This is a genomic window from Acinetobacter sp. BZX-2 (genome assembly GCF_055179795.1).
The window spans coordinates 2,472,340-2,495,505 of record NZ_CM143686.1 but is presented as its reverse complement, the minus strand read 5'-3'; the positions used below and the strand labels follow the sequence as shown (position 1 = coordinate 2,495,505).

Annotated in this window: 20 protein-coding genes and 1 pseudogene; 12 read left to right on the top strand and 9 right to left on the bottom strand. The window is 37.4% G+C overall.

The genetic code is table 11. The features are described from left to right. Positions 1–36 precede the first annotated feature (36 nt). The 4 genes and pseudogenes from ACY45D_RS11730 to ACY45D_RS11715 form a co-directional block, all read right to left on the bottom strand. Positions 37–1,146, bottom strand: a complete 1,110-nt coding sequence (locus ACY45D_RS11730) for an ABC transporter permease (protein ID WP_463106913.1) — start codon at positions 1,144–1,146, stop codon at positions 37–39. Then, positions 1,139–2,272, bottom strand: coding sequence for an ABC transporter permease (locus tag ACY45D_RS11725; protein WP_463106912.1), 1,134 nt, complete (start codon positions 2,270–2,272; stop codon positions 1,139–1,141). Before ACY45D_RS11725 ends, ACY45D_RS11730 begins: the two co-directional genes overlap by 8 nt. 2 nt (positions 2,273–2,274) lie before the next feature. Further along, positions 2,275–3,231: pseudogene (locus tag ACY45D_RS11720) on the bottom strand (HlyD family secretion protein); the annotation flags it as partial. Positions 3,232–3,477: 246 nt separating this feature from the next. Then, positions 3,478–4,971 carry a TolC family protein gene (locus ACY45D_RS11715; RefSeq protein WP_463106911.1) on the bottom strand — a complete coding sequence of 498 codons (1,494 nt, stop codon included), beginning with the start codon at positions 4,969–4,971 and terminating at the stop codon, positions 3,478–3,480. A gap of 202 nt (positions 4,972–5,173) precedes the next feature. On the opposite strand from ACY45D_RS11715, the gene ACY45D_RS11710 reads away from it, so the two are divergent. From ACY45D_RS11710 to serC, 3 genes are all read left to right on the top strand, one after another. After that, the gene (locus tag ACY45D_RS11710; protein WP_463106910.1) at positions 5,174–5,587 is read left to right on the top strand and encodes an SRPBCC domain-containing protein; all 414 of its coding nucleotides are present in this window, start codon (positions 5,174–5,176) and stop codon (positions 5,585–5,587) included. 176 nt (positions 5,588–5,763) lie between these two features. Further along, entirely contained in the window at positions 5,764–6,201 is a 438-nt protein-coding gene (locus ACY45D_RS11705; protein ID WP_463106909.1) for a GNAT family N-acetyltransferase, read from the top strand. Between the two features lie 151 nt (positions 6,202–6,352). Continuing rightward, positions 6,353–7,432 carry a 3-phosphoserine/phosphohydroxythreonine transaminase gene (serC, locus tag ACY45D_RS11700; RefSeq protein ID WP_463106908.1) on the top strand — a complete coding sequence of 360 codons (1,080 nt, stop codon included), beginning with the start codon at positions 6,353–6,355 and terminating at the stop codon, positions 7,430–7,432. Positions 7,433–8,431: 999 nt separating this feature from the next. Here the strand turns inward: serC and ACY45D_RS11695 are convergent. After that, the gene (locus tag ACY45D_RS11695; protein WP_463106907.1) at positions 8,432–9,361 is read right to left on the bottom strand and encodes a hypothetical protein; all 930 of its coding nucleotides are present in this window, start codon (positions 9,359–9,361) and stop codon (positions 8,432–8,434) included. 328 nt (positions 9,362–9,689) lie between these two features. Between ACY45D_RS11695 and ACY45D_RS11690 the strand changes: the two genes are divergently transcribed. Together ACY45D_RS11690 and ACY45D_RS11685 are read left to right on the top strand one after the other, a co-directional pair. Continuing rightward, a complete protein-coding gene (locus ACY45D_RS11690; protein ID WP_463106906.1) occupies positions 9,690–10,160 on the top strand; it encodes a YaiI/YqxD family protein in 471 nt (156 codons plus the stop codon). Positions 10,161–10,208: 48 nt separating this feature from the next. Continuing rightward, positions 10,209–11,117, top strand: a complete 909-nt coding sequence (locus tag ACY45D_RS11685; RefSeq protein ID WP_463106905.1) for a DMT family transporter — start codon at positions 10,209–10,211, stop codon at positions 11,115–11,117. 66 nt (positions 11,118–11,183) lie between these two features. On the opposite strand, the gene ACY45D_RS11680 is transcribed toward ACY45D_RS11685, so the two are convergent. After that, positions 11,184–11,756: a PilZ domain-containing protein gene (locus tag ACY45D_RS11680; RefSeq protein ID WP_089604790.1), complete on the bottom strand. Its 573-nt coding sequence runs from the start codon at positions 11,754–11,756 to the stop codon at positions 11,184–11,186. Between the two features lie 22 nt (positions 11,757–11,778). Here ACY45D_RS11680 and ACY45D_RS11675 point away from each other — a divergent pair, with 22 nt between their 5' ends. The 3 genes from ACY45D_RS11675 to ACY45D_RS11665 all read left to right on the top strand — a co-directional run bounded on the left by ACY45D_RS11675 (position 11,779) and on the right by ACY45D_RS11665 (position 16,316). After that, a complete protein-coding gene (locus ACY45D_RS11675; protein ID WP_120384091.1) occupies positions 11,779–13,014 on the top strand; it encodes a lipoprotein-releasing ABC transporter permease subunit in 1,236 nt (411 codons plus the stop codon). Beyond that, complete coding sequence (lolD, locus tag ACY45D_RS11670) at positions 13,007–13,714, top strand: lipoprotein-releasing ABC transporter ATP-binding protein LolD (RefSeq protein ID WP_463106904.1); 708 nt, start codon at positions 13,007–13,009, stop codon at positions 13,712–13,714. The genes ACY45D_RS11675 and lolD overlap by 8 nt, the downstream gene beginning before the upstream one ends. 169 nt (positions 13,715–13,883) lie before the next feature. Further along, positions 13,884–16,316, top strand: coding sequence for a DNA internalization-related competence protein ComEC/Rec2 (locus ACY45D_RS11665; RefSeq protein ID WP_463106903.1), 2,433 nt, complete (start codon positions 13,884–13,886; stop codon positions 16,314–16,316). On the opposite strand, the gene ACY45D_RS11660 is transcribed toward ACY45D_RS11665, so the two are convergent. Then, positions 16,284–17,231, bottom strand: coding sequence for a lysophospholipid acyltransferase family protein (locus ACY45D_RS11660; RefSeq protein ID WP_463106902.1), 948 nt, complete (start codon positions 17,229–17,231; stop codon positions 16,284–16,286). The genes ACY45D_RS11665 and ACY45D_RS11660 overlap by 33 nt on opposite strands. A 136-nt stretch (positions 17,232–17,367) precedes the next feature. Here ACY45D_RS11660 and sppA point away from each other — a divergent pair, with 136 nt between their 5' ends. Further along, complete coding sequence (gene sppA, locus ACY45D_RS11655; RefSeq protein WP_463106901.1) at positions 17,368–18,399, top strand: signal peptide peptidase SppA; 1,032 nt, start codon at positions 17,368–17,370, stop codon at positions 18,397–18,399. Between the two features lie 74 nt (positions 18,400–18,473). After that, positions 18,474–19,286 carry an alpha/beta fold hydrolase gene (locus ACY45D_RS11650; RefSeq protein WP_463106900.1) on the top strand — a complete coding sequence of 271 codons (813 nt, stop codon included), beginning with the start codon at positions 18,474–18,476 and terminating at the stop codon, positions 19,284–19,286. A gap of 89 nt (positions 19,287–19,375) precedes the next feature. On the opposite strand, the gene purN is transcribed toward ACY45D_RS11650, so the two are convergent. Continuing rightward, positions 19,376–20,008 carry a phosphoribosylglycinamide formyltransferase gene (purN, locus tag ACY45D_RS11645; RefSeq protein WP_463106899.1) on the bottom strand — a complete coding sequence of 211 codons (633 nt, stop codon included), beginning with the start codon at positions 20,006–20,008 and terminating at the stop codon, positions 19,376–19,378. A gap of 9 nt (positions 20,009–20,017) precedes the next feature. Next, entirely contained in the window at positions 20,018–21,088 is a 1,071-nt protein-coding gene (gene purM, locus ACY45D_RS11640; RefSeq protein WP_463106898.1) for a phosphoribosylformylglycinamidine cyclo-ligase, read from the bottom strand. A 135-nt stretch (positions 21,089–21,223) separates the two neighbouring features. Here purM and cxpE point away from each other — a divergent pair, with 135 nt between their 5' ends. Beyond that, the gene (gene cxpE, locus ACY45D_RS11635; protein ID WP_463106897.1) at positions 21,224–22,429 is read left to right on the top strand and encodes a chloramphenicol efflux transporter CxpE; all 1,206 of its coding nucleotides are present in this window, start codon (positions 21,224–21,226) and stop codon (positions 22,427–22,429) included. 15 nt (positions 22,430–22,444) lie between these two features. Beyond that, positions 22,445–23,152, top strand: coding sequence for a DnaA regulatory inactivator Hda (gene hda / locus ACY45D_RS11630; RefSeq protein ID WP_463106896.1), 708 nt, complete (start codon positions 22,445–22,447; stop codon positions 23,150–23,152). Positions 23,153–23,166: the final 14 nt, after the last annotated feature.

Sequence of the window (23,166 nt, the reverse complement as noted above, 5' to 3'; positions counted from 1 at the left end):
GATTATCTTTGTAGATTAAATTGAGGGTAATTCTGATTATTTTTTGTCAATTTTAGCTAAACGATAAAATGCCCAAATCATAAAAATCAGGCTAAAACAGGTTAAAAAAATCAACTTAGGCAGAATCAAATGGGTCGCAACACCCATTTGATTCAGCTGGATAAATACATTGATTCCCTGCGTCGAAGGTAAAATATTTGCAAAATATTGCATCCAAAGTGGCATGGCCTGAAGTGGCCAAGCGGCGCCAGAAAGAAGAAATAATGGAATTGATGTAAAAACAATCAAATGTCCAGCACGTTCAGAAATATCTAAATAACTTGCCAAAACCATAGCCAATGCAATCGCACTACTGATAAAAATAGGGACAGCGATTAACATTCCCCAGAAGTTACCGCCTCGTGGATAATCATTTAACCAAAATGTAAATCCAAAAAGATAAAAGCAACCTAAACAGCCAATGGTCAATGCAGCGAGGTAAATTCCAAAAAACTCAGCGGTTGTCGCTTTCCATCGTCTTTCACGGTAACCCGCAATGAGCATGCATAAACCCAAGACTATGGTTTGGTGGATGATTAAGGGGGCAACGGCAGGGAAAATATAACTTCCATAGCCTGAAAGTGGGTTAAAAAGTGCAATTTGGTGAATGGGCAGTGAGAACTCAAAATGTGAAACTTGGCCAAATTTTTCTGCTTGTTCAGCAATAGCATGCTCAATGGCTGTGGCAAGCCCTAATCCAATTTGCTTAGTTTTTAGAAAATAAGCAGCACTCAGATATAAACCAATTCCTCCTGCCTCACCACGAGCAATACTATTTGACAGATTTTCAGGCAATAACAAAATACCATCAGCTTGCTGCCGTTGAACCATTTGCTTGGCTTCTTCAAAGTTGGTGGTTATTTCTGTAATTTTGATATTTGGGCTTTTAGCAATTTGGCTAATGATAGTATTGCTGATGGCACTTTGTTCTTCATCGACAATAACAATAGGGAGGTTTTCAGCGGTTTGTGATTGATAAGCAGCAGGATAGAAAAAGCTATAAAAAAATACTGACAACACCATTGTGGTCAGGATTGATGAGTTTTTTGCAATATTTTTAAATGTCTCAAGATAATATTTTAATAGATTGCGAAAGAAATTAGCCATGACGTGCTTCCTTCAAATTCTTATTGAGAAGCAAGGTCGAAACAGCAAAATAAAAGATGCAATATAAAGTTAAAATCATCAACGGGATAAATGAGATAGAAAGAGGACTTCCAATCACCCATTGTTCAGTTTGTAATTTTGCATAAGGTGTATAGGGGATAATATTCGCCCAAAACTGTGTAAAAATGGGTGCATTATTCAGTGGAAGGGTAACGCCTGCGAAACTTAAGGAAGAACCGCCATATACGGCAATAAAACCAAAGGTTTTAGATAAATTTCGAGTGGCTAAAACGACTGTGCTACTGATCAATGCATAAGCACCAAACAGTAAGAATTGTCCAAGTAAAATAATCCACAAACTACCTGCAATAAACCAGCCTCGAATCACCACAAGCCAAAACATCCAAGCCCATGTCCAAAAGCAAAAAATCAGTACATAAACTAAGTTTTTACCAAACAGTGCCTGAAATGTAGCTTGACCGTTGACCCATTGATTGAGTGTGCCATATTTCAGCTCTTGACCCACGGCAAAAGCCACGCAACAACAGAGCAATAAATGCAGAATGGCTGGGATCATAAAAGGTTCTAAGTAAAACTCATAACTTAGGTTTGGGTTAAATAATGGAGAGATTTTGACATGTGTTGTTGAAAACTCAGCATAAGGGATTTTATTTTCAAGATAAGAATCTTTTGCAAGTTCACCAATCGCTTCTACGGTAGAAAGTAGCATTGCAGAAGATATGCTATTCCCAATACTAAAATAAGATTGATTAAAGGCAATACTGATTTGGGCATCCTGAGCTTGCACTAAACGTTGCTCAGCGCCTTGTGGAATATGAACATAGCCCCAAATTTTAGTTTGGTTGATTAATTGTTCAATTTCGCTTTGGTTTTCTGAAATACGATAAACATGAATGGTAGTGTTGAGACTCAAATGTTTTTCAATATTTCGGCTCAGTTCACTGTGATCTTGATCAATAATTGCAATAGGTAAGTGTTCTGCTTTACCTGAGTAAAACATGCTACTAAATAAAATAATGATCAAGAGCGGGGCGAGTGTGACTAAACACAAATCCCACTTGTGATTGAGTAAATAACGACACTCTCTCAACATGCTCGCCCACATATTTATGGATTCTCTTTCAGTTTAAAAATAACACTCATACCGACTTTTAAATCGGCTAATGGTTCTGCGGGTGTTAATTTAATTTTAAAACTACGAATATCGTATCCACCTGTTTGGCGTGTGGTCTTGATCGTTGCAAATTCACCTTCTGCATCAATGTTTTTGATATTGAACTTCACGGTTTTATTCAGTGCGGGAATAAAACCATCTAAAGACTTCGCTTGATAAACTTGCGTGTATTGGTCTTCTCGAACATTTAAACTGACCCATTGTTCGTCATCCTGAAGAATACTGACCACAGGCACACCTATTGCAACGAGTTCCGAGGGCTTACCGTAGGTTTTAGAGACTGTTCCACTGATTGGAGAAAATAGTTTTGTTTCGGCTTCCAATGCATTAGCTTCAGCGACAGCAGCTTTGGCGATTTCTACTTGTGCATCAGCACTGGTTTTTTGTTCAGAAGTACTGCCACGTTTTGCACGTGCATATTGCTGGTACGCTGCCTCTGTAAGTTGAGCGGCTGAAATTGCCGCGGCTTGCATTTCATCACGACGTTGACGAGAAATAACACCTTGCTGATAAAGATTTTGCCCACGATGAAACGTTGTTTTGGCAAGATTTTCTTGAGCTTTCAGACTTTGCCAATTGGCATATAAACTGTCGATATTTTCCTGTTGAGCACCTCGATCTACACTGGATTGCAAGGCAAGCGCCGATTGTAAACCTGCTAAAGCTTGCTGTTTACTTGTTGCAATTTCAGGACTACTCAAAGTGACCAGTAACTGTCCTTTTTCAACCTTTTGCCCATCGTGGACAAAAATACCTTCAATTCGACTGGGAACTTTGGTACTTACATGCAAAGTTTCGGCTTCGACACGGCCTTGTACATCAATCGTTTTCGGTTGATAGCTTTTCCATAAGCCAAATGCAATCAGTCCAAGTAGCGCAATTAGAATGATTGATCCAATAACGATTATTGCTTTCTTTTTAGAAGAATCGTTTGGTGCTATAGCTTGTTCTTTAGGTTTTAAGTCTGCATCATTTTTAACATCTACATCTGAGGCATCTGAACTCATGGGAATATCGTGCTGTTCTGTTAAAGAATTAGATTCTAAACCTTGTTTCGTATCCAATGAACTGTCGTTTTGATCAGCGTTGTTGCTTGTATCTGGATGCTTATTTTCTTGTGTCATTTATTTTCCATCCTAACGCAGATAATCAGTATTAGACTGATTTACAAAGTGACTAAATTGGTCAATTGAACCATGGCTTTGTAGTAGTGTTGCAAGTGACATGACGTATTTATATGCATTGAGCGCTTTTTCAGCTTTTAAAGCACTCAATTGATCTTGAGCATCAATCACTTGCGTTGCTGTGCCCATATCTTCTTTAAAAGAAAGGGTTTGAATTCTTAAATTTTCTTGGGCTGCTTGTTCATTTTGTTGCAGTAATAGATTGCTTTGTTGTGCTGAACTCAATTCGCTGTAGGATTTATAAATGACATTCTCAATCTCTTGCTGAGTGCGCGCAGTGAATAACTCAGTTGCATAACGTTGTAATTCAGCAGCTTGGACATTTTTATTCTTATCAATACCTGAAAATAAGTTATAACGCGCTGCAACACCAACAATCCAGTTCTGGTCTTGATCCAGACTATATTCGCCAAAAGCAAACAAACTTGGTTTTTTAGCAGCACTTTGAACTTTTATATTCTGATTGGCAAGTTGTGTATCCATGTGCATTTTACGAACCAAACTCGACGTTTCAGGATAAGAAGCAAGGAGTTGATTTAAAGACTGGCTTTGCAGACGATTGACAAAAAGTGGTGTGGTCAACTGATCAATCGATGGTTTATTCAATAAGTTTTTGAGTTGAAATTGGCTTGATTGTAAATTCGCCATAGCATTTTGATGGTTTCGTTGCGCATTATTACGAGCAACTTCAAATTGCATACGTTGCCCTTTGCTAATAAAACCTTGTTTTTCAAGTTTTAATGCATTTTCATAATGTTGTTGCATGGTCGATAAATTGAGACGACTTGCCTCTAAAAGTTGTTGTTGCAGTTGTACATTAAAATAAGCATGAATCACTTCAAAACGCTGTGTATCTTGCTGCTGTTTCGAGTCAAGTTGGCTGCGTTCAGCTTTAAGCTGTGCGATCTGTTTGGTTGTGGTCGTTATGCCACCTGTATAAATCGGCATCATTATCGATACGGTCGGTCGGACGACTTCATCTTCCATAACAACATTTGCGGTATCTGGAATGAGGCCAATACCACTATGGATTCCCTGCGCAAGACCATCTTTTAAAGGATCGGTGATGGTCGAAGGAATATTTTGTTGAGACTGCCACTGATCGACACGTTCATTGACCCCTTGAGAAAGTGTTTGTTCTAAATTATTTTTTACCTCATTGAGTGGAATATCTGTTTCAGTATGAAATTTATAAGCCCGTACGTTTAAGTCGATTCGTGGTAAACCTAAATTTTTTACCGCATCTGCTTGAAGTTTAGAGGCTTTGTTCAAAGCATCATTGGCTTGAGTTGTATAAGAATTTTCAAGGAAATATTGCTCAGCTTGAATGTAGCTGAGATTTTCAGCTGAACTGTAGCTGGTGATACCTGAGAACAGGCTCAATAAAGTAATGTGCTGTATAGATCTGGATAATGCTTTTCGAGAATATTGTGTTGTAAATTTCATCTGAAAAATCATCAGTATTTGCTTGTATTTACAGCATTCTAACCTTTATTGACTAGAATAAATAATCTAAAAGTAGCGGAATAAATGTGTGGTTTTTGTAGCGTGTATTTTGTGAATATTGCTTGAATGAAACAGAGTGAATATTCTAAATGTGTAATAGAATTTTCAATCATATATTTAATAAAAATTAGGTGAAGTAGCGATGACAAAAATTACAGTGGAATCCAAAGTACATGCATCAATAGATCAAGTGTGGCAGATCTATAACAATCCTCAAGATATAGAACAGTGGAACACTGCTTCAGCAGATTGGCATACAGTCAACTCAATCAATGATTTGCGAGTAGGTGGTCAGTTTTCAAATCGCATGGAAGCCAAAGATGGCAGTATGGGATTTGATTTTGCAGGAACGTATACTGAGGTCATTCCACATGAAAAAATTGCTTATACATTTGGTGATCGTATTGCAGAGGTTATATTTAAGCAGGAGGGAAGTGCTGTTTTGGTCAGAATTAACTTTGACCCTGAAAATCAATATCCAATTGAACAGCAACAAGCGGGTTGGCAGGCGATTTTAAATAATTTTGCACACTATGTAGAACAGCAGAATGCATAATCGAAAGCCTGTTTAAAGGTGTTTTTAAGATAGCATTCAGGACAATATTCAAAGCAATGTTTAAAGGCTGAATTAGTTTTTTTGAAATTCATTTGGTATATCAATATGATCATGATTGATTCTGCACGTATGGTATTGAAACCTTTTACATCGAACGATGCAGAGGAATGTTTTGCATGTATAACACCATCATTAACCCGATTATGTCTTGGGATCCACCACCAGATCAAGCCGCTTTCGAGGTGATATGGCGAGTATGGTTAACCACAATCCAAGAGGGTTCTGATTTAAATTTTGTGATTCGGCATAAATTAAATCATGAATTTTTAGGATTGGTAGGACTTCATCAAACGCTAGGGAAAACACCTGAGCTTGGTATTTGGATTCGAGAAGATCGTCATGGTTTTGGCTACGGAAAAGAAGCTGTCACAACGATTGTGCATTGGGCTTCAGCAAGGAATGACTTGGAACATTTTATTTATCCTGTAGCTGTCGAAAACCATTCAAGTCGACAAATTGCAGAATCTTTAAATGGTTCTGCAATCTATTGTGTTCAGCAGCCTAAATACAATTCGATGACTTACCATATTCCTAAACCAGTCAAACAGACTTAAGGTCTGTAGTTGACTGGTCTTTGTTATTGAAATCTCAACTGTAAATTGTCAAACACATTGAAAGATTGACTGACAAAGCTACTGCAAGAAAAGCCGATTTGTGGTTAAATGCGCCTATTTCATTCGTTTCACTTTTATAAAGGGAAAAATCATGCGCGCGTACAATTTCTGTGCTGGTCCTGCTGCATTACCTACTGCCGTTTTAGAAAAAGCTCAACAAGAGATGTTAGATTGGCATGGTAAAGGTTTATCCATCATGGAAATGAGCCATCGTAGTAAAGACTATGTGGCTGTCGCTGAAAAAGCAGAAGCTGATCTTCGTCAGTTGATGAACATCCCTGAAAATTACAAAGTTTTGTTTTTACAAGGTGGTGCATCACTTCAGTTTTCTGCAATTCCTTTAAATCTTTTGGGTAAAAATCCTAAAGCAGATTATATTCATACGGGTATTTGGTCTGAAAAAGCGACTCAAGAAGCGCAACGATATGGCGATATCAATGTCATAGAAGCGGGTACAACAATTGATGGCAAACTTGCGATCAGCGATCAAAGCCAATGGAACTTATCGAATGATGCAGCTTATGTGCATTATGCTGAAAATGAAACCATTGGTGGTATTCAATTTGCCAATATTCCTGTAACAGATAAACCTTTGGTTGCTGATTTATCATCAAGTATTTTATCTGCACCTTTAGACGTATCTAAATTTGGTTTGATCTATGCGGGTGCGCAAAAAAATATCGGTCCAGCAGGTTTAACCTTGGTGATTGTTCGTGATGATTTGCTCGATCAAGCAAAACCTGAAATTCCAAGCCTATTAAAATATGGCTCGCAAGCTAAAAATGATTCAATGGTGAATACACCTGCAACTTATGCATGGTATTTATCAGGTTTAGTTTTTGAATGGTTACTTGAGCAGGGCGGTGTAGACGCAATGCACAAAATCAATTTGGAAAAATCTAAATTACTTTATGGTTATATCGATTCAAGTGATTTTTATAATAATCCAATCGCGATTCCTAACCGTTCAATTATGAATGTCCCTTTTACTTTGGCGGATGAATCTTTAGACAAATTATTTTTGAAAGAAGCTGAAGAAAATCATTTATTGAATCTTGCAGGTCATCGTTCAGTGGGTGGTATGCGTGCGAGTATTTACAATGCTGTGCCTTTAGAAGGCGTTCAAGCATTGGTTAACTTTATGGATGATTTTGCTAAGCGTAATGCTTAATCCATAATTTTAAACAAGATTTAGATATAAAAAATCCTTCACTACGAGAAATACTAGTCAGTTAAGAGTAATTTAGTCGTTACTCTTCTGAGAATCTCCCCTAACCCCTCTTTAAAAAAGAGGGGAACTATTCAGAATTTAAAATAATTTTAGATTCTTGATACTCCCTCCTTTGAAAAAGGAGGGTTGGGGAGGATTTAATAAAGCTTAACTCATCAGTATTACTTCAAAGTGAAAGATTTATATATGTGTTACTAGGTTCTGATTAGGCAGAAGGAAAAATGCCTAGAATATGAATGATCATTGCGGCCAAAAACATCCCCAGAACAAAAAAGCAGCAAGCTCCTTTATCCAAGCGTAAGCGAAAACCACTATTTTCGCTAATAAGACTAGTCGACTGTTCAGGTATAATTTTCATTACTGAGCCTAGATTTTAAAATTATTGTTAAATCCTATTGGTTCGTCGTATTTTTAACATAAAATATTGGTTAAATAAAGCACTAATTTACATTAATTCAACGATTGTAAATATATTAATGCAGAATGATTTTAATTATTTTAAATTTAAAATAATTAATTTGTGGATATATTGTGGATAACTTAACTATATATTATTTGTGATTCAAATTAAATTATCGGTCTAAAGTTAACTAGAATCGTAGTCAATGCATCTAAGTGGTTGATTTATATTTACTCAATAGTAATATTAAAAATAAGCTGCCCCAACTTTTATTTAAATTCATTTTTCCTCGCATTGTGATTGAGTGCAGTTTATTTGAATGATTCAAAATTAATTTATTTTATCGAGCTTTAGCATATTTAGATTTTTATTTACGGTGATTTGAATTTAAAAATGTGGATAACTTTCTATAAATGAATTTAAAACAAAGATTATGTTGAGAATAAATCAAAATAGATTATTTTTTATTCAAATAAAAAAGCATGCTATTCACATAACATGCTTTTTGAGAATGAATCGACTATCGAATCTGTAATTGCTTATTTTTCAGAAAAGATATTGGCTTGAATCCAGATATTGCCGCGAATATATTGTCCAATTTCAAAGTTTTTGAATGCAGGATCTTTGGTCGCTATACGTACTAAGATAGCAGGTTGATCCTCTTCTAAAATCAAAGTGACATCATAGAGCGTATATTCTTGTTGCATAAACTGCATGGATGTTTTACCAACAACTTTGCCTTGGAACCAAGCTTCGTCTTCTTGACCCAAAGTTTCGCCGTAGAGATAAGCCACCATTTTTGAAAAATCAACGGTAACAGGCGCTTTGTCATCCTCAGATTTTGGCTCCCAAGCATCGATTTGTTCTTGCAGGTTTTCAGGTGCAATACCATTATTTTGCGAAAGAATGTCGTTAAGCGCACGATGGTGTTTAATTGAAGCAGGGTCATCGACAATGATTTGCTCGTGATCTGAAACTTTTTCAAGTGCATAAGCCCATGCATTTAGCTGTACTTTGTATTGTTGATCACGTTGATATTGATGACTATTGACACTATATAAGCTATCAAAAGCGTAAACCACACTATTGCTACCGACTTTTAAAGATAGGACGGCTTGCGTGTTGGTTTTGCAGGTAATAATGCGGTCTATCGACGCTGTGAGCTGATATGGACTTTCAAAACTCGGAAATGCAGTTTTGACCGCTTTCGGTTTATTGTTTTCTACATCAATCACTTGGCAGAGTTGCACCGATGCGCCACTTGGACCTTGAATCAGCCAAACTGATTCATCCATATCACATTCTTTGGCACATAATCCCATAGGCATAATCGGTGCATCGAGTGCTAAACCTAACCATTTGGGTACTTGTGTCGTTGGATTTTCTGTCAGTAAGTTCCAATGCTCGACATGACTACCAAAAGTTTGATCTTCAATCGTAATTATTTCTGGTCTGTTTTGATTGTTCATATTTGCAATTGATTCATGCTGCTCTTATTACATTAAATCGAGGGTGATTGTTATATTTCAAGTCTTAAAATGTAAAATCACTATGAAAACCATATTTTAAAGTTAAAACTACTTGAGTTTGTTTTAAAATTAACCAGAATTTGAGTAAACATAACAGTTTAATTTTAAATCATCGCTAAAACATGGCTCCAATTTTAAGTTACAGCGATGGAGTCATCAATCTCAAAGATGATATAAGAGTGTTTAAATCTAGAAATGATAAAAAGCGTTAAAGTAACTTCGCTGACATTTTGTTAGACTAGCCATATGCAATAAAGCGAGATAATGTGTGCTGCCATTTAAACTTTGGGTCGATGCAGATGCATTGCCTAAAATCCTACGAGAAGTCATTCTGCGCGCTTCTGATCGTTATCAATTAGAAGTTACTTTTGTTGCTAATCAACCTGTGGGAATTACACCATCGGTTCGTATTAATTCAATTCAAGCGATGGCAGGTGCTGATCAAGCAGATCAAGAAATCGTGGATCGTATGAATGAACATGATATTGTGATCACGCAAGATATTCCTTTGGCTGCTCAAGTCATTGAAAAGGGAGGTGTTGCGATTCATCCACGTGGTGAGGTTTATACATCTGCCAATGTCAAAGCACGATTACATTTACGTGATTTTATGGATACTTTACGTGGCGCAGGTGTCCAGACTGGCGGGCCTCCACCGATTTCAGAACGTGATAAGCGTGAGTTCTCCAGTAGTTTAGATCAAACGATTTTAAAGCAAAAACGTAAAACTGCTGTATAAATAACTTTCGTCATTTTCGACCTTTGCATTGATCTATTAGGAAGCTATATGCCCTCCAAATCTAACCTGATGATGACTTATGCTTTATTGGTCTTCATTTGGGCAAGTACCCCCTTGGCGATTGTCTGGAGTGTGTCTGATTTACATTTGATGTGGGCATTGGTGTTACGCTTTTTTATTGCCTTACCGATCGCTTGTGGTGTCTTGTTCTTACTTAAAATAAAGTTACCCTTTAATAAAACTGCTATGCATAGTTATTTAGCAGGTTCATTGAGTTTGATTGGCTCACAAGTCTTTACGTATGCTGCAACGAAATATTTGAGCTCAGGTATCATTGCTTTAATGTTCGGGTTTGCACCGATTATGGCGGGTTTGATTGGTCGCTTTGGATTTCAGCAAAAGCTTCTAAATTTACAGTGGCTGGGAATGGCAGTTTCTGTTGTTGGCTTAGGTATTATTTGCATGAGCGGTGGCGAAAGTCAGCATGTTCATCCGATCGGAATCGGTCTAATGTTGCTGAGTGTATTTGCATACTCATTGTCGATTTATTGGGTTAAATCTGTCAATGCGCAGATCGAACCGATGGCGCAAGCAACAGGTTCAATTTTGTTTTCTACCTTTGCTGCACTGTGTATTGTTCCTTTTATTTGGCAATATGCACCGACACATTTACCCAATACTCAATCGCTCTTGGCATTGATCTATACTGTTTTAATGGCATCATTATTAGCCATGTTCTGTTATTTCAAACTGGTACAGAATATTAAAGCGACAACTTTATCTTTAACTACAGTTATGACGCCATTATTGGCGATGTTGTTTGGTGCAATGCTGAATGATGAGAAATTAACAATCACAGTCTTTATCGGGGCGGCTGTTTTAATTTTTGGCTTATTTTTATATTTCTACAAAGATTTTAAAGCGAGTAAATTACTCGCTCGAAAAATTAAAATTTAGTCTTTAAATCAATAAGCTATAAATCAATAAGCTATAAATCAATCAACGATAAACCAATAAATTATCTCAGTTGGTCGGTATGATATTGAGCTGAATGCATTCTGCCAATTTAACGCGGTCTTGCGGGTGCAAAGTAATGAAATAAGCGCCAACACGATATTGTTCATTTTCAACACTTTCTGAATAAGCAATCTGCGCTGTTGCTGCGATATGGAAGAAATTTTCAGGATGGCTTAAGGCCACATGAATATACGTGCCTTGTTTTAAGTGTTGTTGGCTGGTAAAGCTAAAACCGCTCTCTGAAAAGTTAACCTTTTGAGGCGTTGGTAACATGGTTTGTACAATAGAATCGTAAATAGAGCCTGTAATAAGGTTTAACTTTTGATTGAATAAGGATAAGATTCGAGCAATTTGTTGATCTTTTTCATTTAATTGTTCTAATTCGTAGTGAAGTGCATGATCAAATTGATCTAATTCTGCAAGTAGTAGAAAATAGCGCGGTAATACAAAATTAGAATCGTATGGATCGTTCAGCGCAACTTCTTCAGAAATGACTTGATAGTTGATTCTTAATGCAGCATCGATGCGCGACATAACGCGACGTTCATTTGTTTCATTTTGATGCTGTAACGCTTCCATAAAACACCTCGGACTAGATGGTATGTTTAAACCAATCTCGCTGTATATAGGGTTGAGATACACTCGCGCACGGCGTAGTAATCACTTTATTTCTTTTATCGCTCTGGTTTCCATGATCGGTCTAACCTTAGGCGTCGCTGTACTTATTACAGTTCTGTCTGTTATGAATGGTTTTGACCGAGAGTTAAAGACTCGCGTCTTGGGTATGATACCTCAAGCCACTGTTTCTTCAACGCAAATTTTAACAGACTGGCCCGTTCTTGCAAAGAAAATTGAACAACATGAGCATGTTACTGGTGTTGCACCATTTACCCAATTGCAAGGTATGCTCACGGCACAAGGTCAAGTCGCAGGGATCATGGTCACGGGTATTGAACCTCAATATGAGAAGAAGGTTTCAATTATTCAGAATCATATGGTGGAAGGAAGTATAGATCAACTAAAAAAAGGTGAATATGGCATTGTTTTAGGTAAACAAATGACAGACGCTTTAGGACTAAGCCTGAATGATAATGTCACGTTGGTTTTACCTGAAGCGACACCATCCCCAGCAGGGGTAGTACCTCGTTTTAAGCGTTTTAAAATTGTAGGTATTTTTAGTATTGGTGCGGAAGTGGATTCCAGTCTTGGTTATATTGCTTTGAATGATGCATCAACTTTGTTACGCCTTCCAGATGGTGCGCAAGGTGTGCGTATGAAGTTGGATGATATTTTCCAAGCCCCTCAAGTTGCCAATCAAATTGTAAAAGAACTTCCAGGAACGTTCTATGCTTCTGACTGGACTTATACGCATGGTAATTTGTTTAGTGCCATTCAGATGGAAAAAGCGATGGTCAGTCTGCTACTTTTCTTAATTGTTTTGGTTGCTGCTTTTAATATTGTTTCTTCATTGGTGATGGTCGTTACCGATAAAAAATCTGATATTGCGATTCTTCGGACTTTAGGTGCTTCACCTGCAACGATTACACGAATTTTTATGGTTCAAGGTACAGTGATTGGCGTTGTTGGAACAGTGGCTGGGGCTATTTTAGGAATCATTTCGGCTTTAGGCATCAGCAATTTTATTGGCTGGTTGAATACTGCCTTAGGTTTACATTTATTTGATGCTTATTTTATCAACTATTTACCGTCTTATTTAAGATGGCAAGATGTGGTTGTGATCGTTGGATTATCCTTATTGCTGAGTTTCTTAGCGACCATTTATCCAGCCTTACGTGCAGCAAAAATTCAACCTGCGGAGGCACTGCGTTATGAGTAACTTTGCCAATGCTGTAAATAGCAACACAGTGCTTGAAGCCAAAGACATTTATAAATCATTTACCGATGGTAAGTCGAATGTAGATGTCATAAAGGGTTTGTCTCTACAGGTTCAACAAGGTGAGTTTGTATCGATCGTTGGTTCGAGTGGTTCGGGTAAAAGTACGCTATTGCATATTTTGGGTGGTTTGGATCGACCGACTCAAGGTCTGGTAAATCTAAATGGCAAACGATTTGATGATTTAGGTGAAGCTGAGCGTGGTTTTTTACGTAATGAGCACTTGGGTTTTGTTTATCAATTCCATCATTTACTTCCAGAATTTACCGCTTTAGAAAACGTTGCCATGCCTTTAATGTTGCGTAAAGATGCAGACTTTAAACAAGTCAAACAACGGGCAGAATATTTACTTGAGCGTGTCGGTTTGACGCATCGTTTAACGCATCAACCGGGTGAATTATCAGGTGGTGAAAGACAACGGGTTGCTTTAGCGCGTGCTTTGGTCACACAACCTAAATTGATGTTAGCCGATGAACCTACGGGGAATTTAGACCGTAAAACAGCGAAATCGATTTTTGAATTGCTGCGTGATTTACGTGAAGAATTGAATATGGCCATGTTAATCGTGACGCATGATGAACAATTGGCTAAATCGGCAGATCGAATTTTACATATGCAAGATGGTTTGTGGATTGACGCTTAATCACAACTGATATTTAATACAGCCTATTTTTTAGTCTTAGATTCGCATTTAAGCTCAACTCGATTGGGCTTAAATTCCCTTTAGATAACAATAAAATCGAATAATTATTATGTATTATAGTATGTATAGCTACATCATTTTGATTGGATGGATACTGGGTATCTCATTCATGGGTTTTAAAACACCGCAATATTTAAGCTTATATTTTGCACTTACTTTTGGACTCAGTTTAATTTTATTGGGATTAAAATACTTTAAATTTTCATTTTCGGATAAATCTGTATTTAGATACTTTGGTTTGATTTTCATTGGTATTTTTAGCTATTTATCAGGTTTATTTTATGCAGATCATGCATTAGAAAAGCGTTTGGCGCTAAGACCTTTACAGAATAATCAGACGCAACATCTGATTTATATTCAATCCATGAATAAAATTAAATCGAATGATCAGACCCAAAATAATACCTCATCATTTCGACAACAAAAGCTTATTCAACAACGCATTGTTGTTTTAATACCGAATCAGCAGCCCATTCCCATGTTGATGTATGTCAATCAGCAGCAAACAGAAATGATTCAACTGGGACATTATTATCAAGTTAGGGGACAATTCAAGGCTGTACATGGTTATGCAGTTGAAGGTGCATTTGATAAAGAAAAATGGTTCTTACAAGAAAATCTACTTGGGATACTCGATTTACAATCTATTCATGCGATTGACGAAAGTCAGCTAAAAAAGCTGGGTTTTCAATCTTTTATTGATCAACAGCAACAGCTTGATCAACGTATTTTATTAAAAATAGAACGTCTACGGTTAGATTTTAGAAATTTTATTTCCAATTCATCTTTACACAATAAAGGACTTTTGCTTGCATTATTAACAGGAGATGAAAGCTTACTGTCTGTTGAAATCCAAAGCTTATTTAAAAAGCTGGGTATTGCACATTTACTTGCAATATCAGGGCCTCATGTGCTTATTTTTGCCATGATGTTTTGTTTTATTTTTAATCTTATTGCAAGGAAAATTTATCCAAAAATATTTTTAAAAATACCTCGGCCTTATTTATTGGTCTATCCATTTTTGGCTTGCGTGGTTTTTTATACGGCCTTTGTGGGGTTTGAAATACCCGCCTTACGAACCATGATTACGGTCTCTGTTTTTAGTCTAATTATACTTTTAAAACAAAAGATTCAAGCCGTTAAACATTTGTTATTCACTGCAAGTATTTTATTACTTATCGATCCATTTAGTATTTTATCCGCTGCATTTTGGTTATCTTTTGGCGCATGCTTTATTCTGATTAGGGTTTATCAAACAATACAGCAGCAACCTGATCAACAAGTGCTGTCGTGGCAAGCGAAATTAAAGCATTTTGTACATGTATTATTTGATTCTCAATGGAAAACATTTATCGCCTTATTGCCTTTGGTATTGTGGATTTTTCAGCAGTTTTCATGGCTCACGCCATTCAGTAATTTTATTGCGATTCCTGTGATTGGAAGTTTGGTTGTTCCAATAGAGGTCTTGGCTGCATGTATAAGTATATTTTCTAAGTCATTGGCGATATTACTTTTTAAAGTTGCAGACCAGTTGTTGAGTTTTCTATTAAGTTTGCTTGAGTTTTTAGATCAGGCTTTGGGTTTCAAATTAGATTGGTGGGCTTTGAGTACTTTGCAAATACTATGTATTGCTTTTGCAATATTTATTCTGTTTTTACCCAAAGGCGTGATACCCAAATTTTGGGTTGCATTATGTCTAATACCTTTATTATTACCCCATAAAAGTCAGTATCTTTTTCAACTTAATGTTTTAGATGTCGGGCAAGGGCAGGCGGTTTTTGTCAATTTACCTGAGCATAAAATGATGGTTGATACTGGCGGCTTTTATGATGAAGCCAAATTTAGTATCGGTCAAAATTTGGTTATTCCATATTTGGCTCGACAAGGAGTTGCTCAGCTGGATCAAGTGATTTTGACACATTTAGATCAAGATCATAGTGGCGCTTTTGCAGAGATTGCCAAAGCAGTCGATATTAAAAAGGTTTATTCAAATGAAAAAGATCAGCGTTTTGATCATTCCAATTTTGAATATTGTTATCAAGGGCAACATTGGCAATATGGTCAGGTCAAAATAGCGGTGTTGTCACTACCGAAAAATAGCCTAAGTGAAGTGCCATATAACCAAAATGAATTATCTTGTGTGGTTTATATTCAAGTGCCTCAATCGAATCGGTATCAGAACTTTTTGATCATGGGTGACGCGGGTTGGGAAACGGAATTCCGTTTGTTACAACAGTATCCTGATTTAAATGTAGATGTATTGGTGATGGGACATCATGGTAGTCGGCACAGTTCTTCATTTGCATTTCTGAAACAGTTGAAACCTAAGCTGGCTATTGTCTCTGCGGGTTATGGGAATCGTTATGGTCATCCACATACGATTGTTTTAAAAAGATTAAAAGCACTGAATATTCCTGTAAAGACCACAATTGAACAGGGATCAATAGCGTTTAATGTGAAGACAAATGGTCAAATGGAAATGATGGGTTTTCGACAAACTCGAAAGTGGTTAATCTTCAATAATGACTTGATTTCTGACTGAATGAACCAAAGACATTGCATCACGATTTGATATGTTATAAATTTTTTTCAACTGAGGGTGCGCTTTAAAACGTTTATAACTCCAATGATAATGTTCAGGAAACTGTCGAATAAGTTGTTCGATCTGTTTGAAAATAATCACAGTCCCTTCATCGGCACTGACCTGATAAATACTTTCATCAATCGGTTCAATGGTCATATCGAAGCCACGATCGTTATTCCTCGTTGCATATAAAAATAAGGCCTTGGCTTTGGTTTTTTGAATCAGTTTTGCACTTAAATTACTTGAATAGAGTGGAACACCAAAATACTCAATCAACTCCCCACCTATATCAGGTGTGTGGTCTGGCAAAATCACAGTTGTCCCACCTTGTTTTAAGGCTTTGAAAATTTGCCGTACTCCAGACTCATCTGTAGGGACTAAATTTGCATTTTCACGACTTCTTGCTGCACGTACAAACTGATCTGCTTCGTTGCTTTTGATCGGTTTATACATAATGGTCATTTGCGTATATTGAGCAAACCAAGCATTCATGATTTCCCAAGTACCAAAATGAGGCACAATCAAGACCAGACCTTTGCCTTGTGCAATTGCATCGTGAAAATAATGTTCGCCTTGAATTTGGTGAATGCGCGCAATATTCTTTTGAGCAGCGCTTCCCCAAATGGTAAAAAACTCCATATAGGATTGAATTTCGTTGCGAATAGCATGACGAGTAATCAATTCACGTTGAGATTTATCCAATTCAGGAAAACAGATACCAATATTTAAGCGAATAGTTTCCGAAGTTTTGCTGATGTGCAATACATTGACAACAGTTGCCAAAAAACGTCCGATAAAACGAGCGATTGGAATAGGCTGTCGACTGAAAAAGTTGAGAAGTCGAGTGATTGTAGTCTTATGTTTTTCAGTCATCGGTACTAAAAATAGGAATGTGGTTGATGTATATTGTGATTTAGCAAAATATTATAGAATAAATCGCAATGATTGGACAGATTATATGTATTCCTTGTATATAATGAACCATGAATAATTAATTTGGATGGTATAAATGTCTGATTGGCCGCCGAAACCACAAAACGAAAACACAAATTCGAATCCTTCATCTGGTCAACAACCTACAGGACAAGAATGGCGTCTTTTAGAAAAAGTCGTACTCGCTTCTGTAGAAGAACAACGTCGCAGTCGCCGTTGGGGAATTTTCTTCAAAGTTCTTACATTCCTTTATATTCTTGTTGTTTTGGTAATGATGACTAAAAGTTGTTCATTATCAAGTGGTAGTGACGGGGAAGTAACTTCGGGTGAGCATCTAGGTGTTGTGAATATTGTAGGAACAATTGATTCAAGTAATCAAGGTGTGAACAGTGTTGACACGATTAAATCATTGAAAAAAGCATTTGAATCAAAATCTGCAAAAGCTGTAGTTCTCAACGTAAATTCACCGGGTGGTTCACCTGTGCAATCAGATGATATTTGGCAAGAAATTCAATATCTCAAAAAGCAAAATCCAGATAAAAAAGTGTATGCAGTGATTGGTGATATGGGTGCGTCAGGTGCTTATTATATTGCTTCAGCGGCTGATGAAATTTGGGTTAATCCTTCAAGTTTAGTGGGTTCTATTGGCGTGATCATGCCAAATTATGGTGTGAATGGCTTAGCTCAAAAACTGGGTGTAGAAGATCGAACCATGACTGCTGGAAATAACAAAGATATTTTAAGCATGACGAAACCGATTAACCCTGAGCAAAAAGCGCATATTCAAGCATTGTTAGATAATGTGCATTCACACTTTATTACAGCTGTGAAACAAGGTCGTGGTGCAAAATTAAAATCAACTGATCCAGCAATTTTCTCAGGTTTATTTTGGACAGGTGATCAAGCCATCAAGTTGGGTATTGCAGATAAAGCAGGAAACATTGAAACACTTAAACGTGAGTTAAAAGTCACTAAAGCTGTGGATTATACTGTTGAACGTAGCCCTTTTGAGTCAATTCTAGGCCGTTTAGGCTCTGAAATGGGACATGGCGTAGCTGAAGCAATGAGCCAAAAGCTGAGTATGAACCAAGATGTAAAAATGCAGTAAAATTTTAAAGCTTCCTCTCATTGTTTCACAGTGAGAGGCGTTTTTTTGACCTTTAAAATAGAAAATTAAATATCATGAGTAACTCACATCAACCCAAGCCACTCATTCATTTTGCACATGCCAATGGTGTACCTTCAAAAGTTTATACCAAGCTATTTGATTTGCTGAAAGATGACTATGATGTGATTTATGTTCCCTTGCTTGGTCCTGATCGCCGTTATCCGATTTCACATGGTTGGGATGGGCTGACAGATCAAGTCATTGACAGTATTGTGCAGCAAGCGCAGGGACGTAAAGTGATTGGTTTGGGGCATTCGCTAGGTGCAGTATTGACTTTCAAAGCTGCATATAAACGACCTGAATTATTTGAAAAGGTCATTATGCTCGATCCACCTTTGATCGTGGGGAAAGCTGCTTTTGTGATGTTCATGGCTAAAATTTTTAAACCAAAATTGATTGATAAAATTACGCCAGCGTCACTGAGTATTAAACGTCGTGACCATTGGGACTCTCGTGAACAAGCGGCAGAGTTGTTAAGACCGAAAGGGTTTTATCAGCATTTTGATCAAGCTTGTTTTCAAGCTTATATTGATTATGCTTTAACTGAAGATACAGCAAGGGGTGGTGTTGAGTTAACCATTTCTAAATATGATGAAGTTGAAATTTTCCGAACAAATTCAGATTCAATGTGGTTGCCGATGCCGAATCCACCTGTACCATCGCATTTGATCATCGGTGATGAGAGTCCATTTTTTAAACAAAAGTTTCCACAAATCATTCAGAAAAAGTTAGCTATACCTTTTACAGTAACCGCAGGAGGACATATGTTTCCTTTGGAACATCCTGTTAAAACTGTTGAATTGGTGAAGAAGTTGATTCAACAATAGTTTGTGTGAATCTTTTCTCTCCTAAACTATAGACCCAATAAAAAATGCATCCGAGGATGCATTTTTTTGTTCGTATACTTGATCATTTTTCAAAGTTGGCAAAACTGAATTGGTTTTTCTAAAGCTTGACCTTTATATAAAACTTGACCATTTTCCAAGTGTTGAATTGTGCCATTACAAATCCATTCAACGGCTTGAGGATAGATCAGGTGCTCAAGCACATGAATACGTTTTGCAAGTGATGCCACATTGTCATGCTGTGCAACTTTTAAAACACCTTGTGTTAAAGCTTGTCCTGCATCCAGTTCCGCAGTGACATAATGCACTGTGCAACCATGCAGCACATCTCCAGTGTTTAAAACACGTTGATGGGTATGCATACCTTTATAATTTGGCAAAAGGGAAGGGTGAATATTCACCATTTTACCTTCCCATGCTTTGACAAATTGAGCACTTAAAATTCGCATAAAACCAGCAAGAATGACTAAATCAACATTCCAATCGCTGAGTTGTTGATGCATGACATCATCAAAAGCTTCACGATTAGGATAGTGTTTATGTTCAATGATTGTGGTGGGGATATTCGCATTTTTCGCACGTTGTAGTGCATAGGCATCAGCTTTATTGGAAATAACCCCAACAATTTTCCCTGAAAGATTGGCATCAATCAGGGCTTGTAAGTTACTTCCACTGCCTGAAACCAGTACAGCAATTTTGATCATGTGATGTACTTATGCAAAAATTACACGAATTTTTTCGTCAGCGCCTTCAACTGATTCGGCATTGTCTTGGATTTGACCAATTTTCCAAGCTTTTTCACCTTGAGCATTTAACACTTCAATGGTTTTTTCAGCATCAGCAGCATCAACCGCAATCACCATGCCTACACCACAGTTAAATGCACGATACATTTCGAATCTGTCTACACCACCTTCTTTTTGAAGAAGTTGGAATAATTCAGGCCATTGCCAAGACGATTCATTAATGATGGCTTGCGCACCATTTGGTAATACACGTGGTAAATTACCTGGAAGACCACCACCTGTGATATGTGCCATCGCATGAACATCGACATGCTTAAGAAGTTCTAAGATCGCTTTCACATAAATACGTGTTGGTTCCATTGCTGTATCTGCAAGTGGGCGACCATCAACGATTTGTGTTAAATCAACATTTTTAACATCAAAGATTTTACGAAGTAGAGAGTAACCATTTGAGTGTGCGCCTGAAGAAGCAACACCAATCAAAACATCACCTGCTTTGACTTTAGTACCATCAATAATTTTGCTTTGCTCAACCACGCCTACACAGAAACCTGCAAGGTCATAGTCTTCGCCTTCATACATACCAGGCATTTCAGCAGTTTCGCCGCCAACCAATGCACAACCTGCAAGCTCACAACCTTTACCAATACCTGTAACGACATTTGCAGCAACGTCTACATTTAAGTGACCTGTTGCATAATAATCTAGGAAAAATAATGGTTCTGCACCGCAGACAAGAAGATCGTTCACACACATTGCAACTAAGTCTTGACCAATTGTGTCGTGACGGTTTAAGTTTAGTGCTAAACGTAATTTAGTACCGACACCATCTGTACCAGATACAAGAACAGGTTCTTCATAACCTTTAGGGATTTTACAAAGGGCACCGAAACCGCCTAAGCCACCCATGACCTCAGGGCGAGTTGTACGTTTAGCGACAGATTTGATTCGATCGACAAGTGCGTCGCCCGCCTCAATATCGACACCAGCGTCTTTATAGCTTAAACCAGTGTTTGGGGTAGAAGTTGAGTTGCTCATATGTGAAGTCTCCGCATTCGTGCGCAGATTATACCTGAATATACGAAATTCTTATGTTATTTCTGCACTAAAATGTTATGTTTATTCAAATATTTTACTTTCAATAATGATTAAATCTGAAAAAGGCGTGATTACATGCACGATCGGACCTTAAAACGAATTTTTATACTCGGTGGCATTGCTTTAATCCTCTGGGTTTTATACTTATTAAAACCTGTGGTAATCCCGTTTATCGCTGCTTTCCTTGTGGCTTATTTATTTAGCCCCGTGGTCGAGAAATTATCAAAATTTTTACCAAGATGGCTTTCAATTGCTATCGTATTTATTGGTATAGGGGTTGTGCTCACATGGGCAATATGGTTTGTTGTGCCTTTAGTGTGGAAGCAGTTGATCTATGCAAGAGATAGCATTCCAGCAGGAATTCATTGGATTAATTCAACTTTTTTACCATGGGTTTCTAATTCGTTTAATGTAGAACGAATGGAGTTAGATACAGACCAAATTTCTCAAGTCGTGATGGAGTATGTACAGACCAATTATAGTGCTGACAGCATTCAAACGATGGCACTCAAAATAGCGCAGTCTGGACTCAGTTTTATTTCTATTGGCGGCACAATCGTATTAATTCCAATTATTGCATTCTATTTCTTATTGGACTGGAACCGTATGTTAGCGAGCTTAAAAAGCTTGATTCCACGTCAGTATGAACAAAGCACCATGAGCATTGTGAGTGAATGTCACAGTGTTTTAGGTGCTTTTGTGAAAGGGCAATTTTTGGTGATGATTTTGCTCGGAATCATTTACGCCGTTGGCTTACAATCCATTGGATTAGAAGTGGGTTTAATCATTGGAATGATCGCTGGTTTATGTAGCATTATTCCTTATTTAGGTTTTGGTGTTGGGATTATTGCTGCAGTAATCGCTTGTTTTTTCCAATTCGGTATGGATCCAAAGCATTTATTGATGGTTCTGGCTGTTTTTGGAGTTGGGCAATTAATCGAAGGTTATGTTTTACAGCCTTTCTTATTGGGCGATAAAATTGGTTTATCGCCCGTTGCTGTGGTTTTTGCCGTATTAGCAGGCGCACAGCTTGCAGGCTTTGTAGGTATGTTGATTGCTTTACCTGTCGCAGCAATTATTGTCGTACTGCTTAAACACGCTAGAGAATGGTATGAGCAAAGTCAATTTTATCAATTGAGTACACCCGCATCCGTTGTGGTGCAAAATGATGGGCATGTTGAAACGATTTCAGTGAATAGTCAGCAAGTTGACCTTGATATTGAAATAAAAAACACGCAAGATAACGAAGAAAAGGTCAAATCAGACCAAGACCCACTTTAGGAATTTATACCGTCTATGCGTCAATTACAGTTGGATATAGAACCACAACTGGATGCCCGAATTAGTGATTTTTCTGGGCCAGGTTGGGGGCCTGTAATTGATGCTGTGCGTCAGCTTCATGCGGGTTTGATGAACCGCTTTTATATTTATGGCGGAGCAGGCACAGGAAAAAGTCATTTACTGTCTGCAATTTGTGATTCATATTTAGAAATTGGTAAATCAGCAATAAAAGTATCTTTACTTGAGTTACTCGATGCCCCGATTGAAGCGATTACTTCCTTAGAAAGTTATGATTTGGTTGCTTTGGATGACATCGAAGCCATTAGTGGTGTGCCACATTGGCAGAAAGCAGTTTTTCATTTAATTAACAATAATAATGAAGGTGGTGGTCAACTGGTGTTTTCATCACGTTTTGCGCCAATCGAATTAAAACTCGAATTACCCGATTTACAATCACGTTTAACGCAAGCAGTCAGTGTAAAAGTACCTAGTGGAAATTCATATGCTGACCGTCAATCGCTTTTACATTCGGTACTCGAACGCAGGGGTGTACATTTTGACCCACAAATAACGGAATATATGCTATTACATGGACCTCATCAAACCAGTACACTGCTTCAATCAGTTGATCAATTAGAAAAGTTACTGAAGGGTGAGAAAACCAAATTATCTCATTCAACATTAAGACAAATCTATGCATTGATTGATGAATATAGACAGTAGTGATAGAGGGTAGT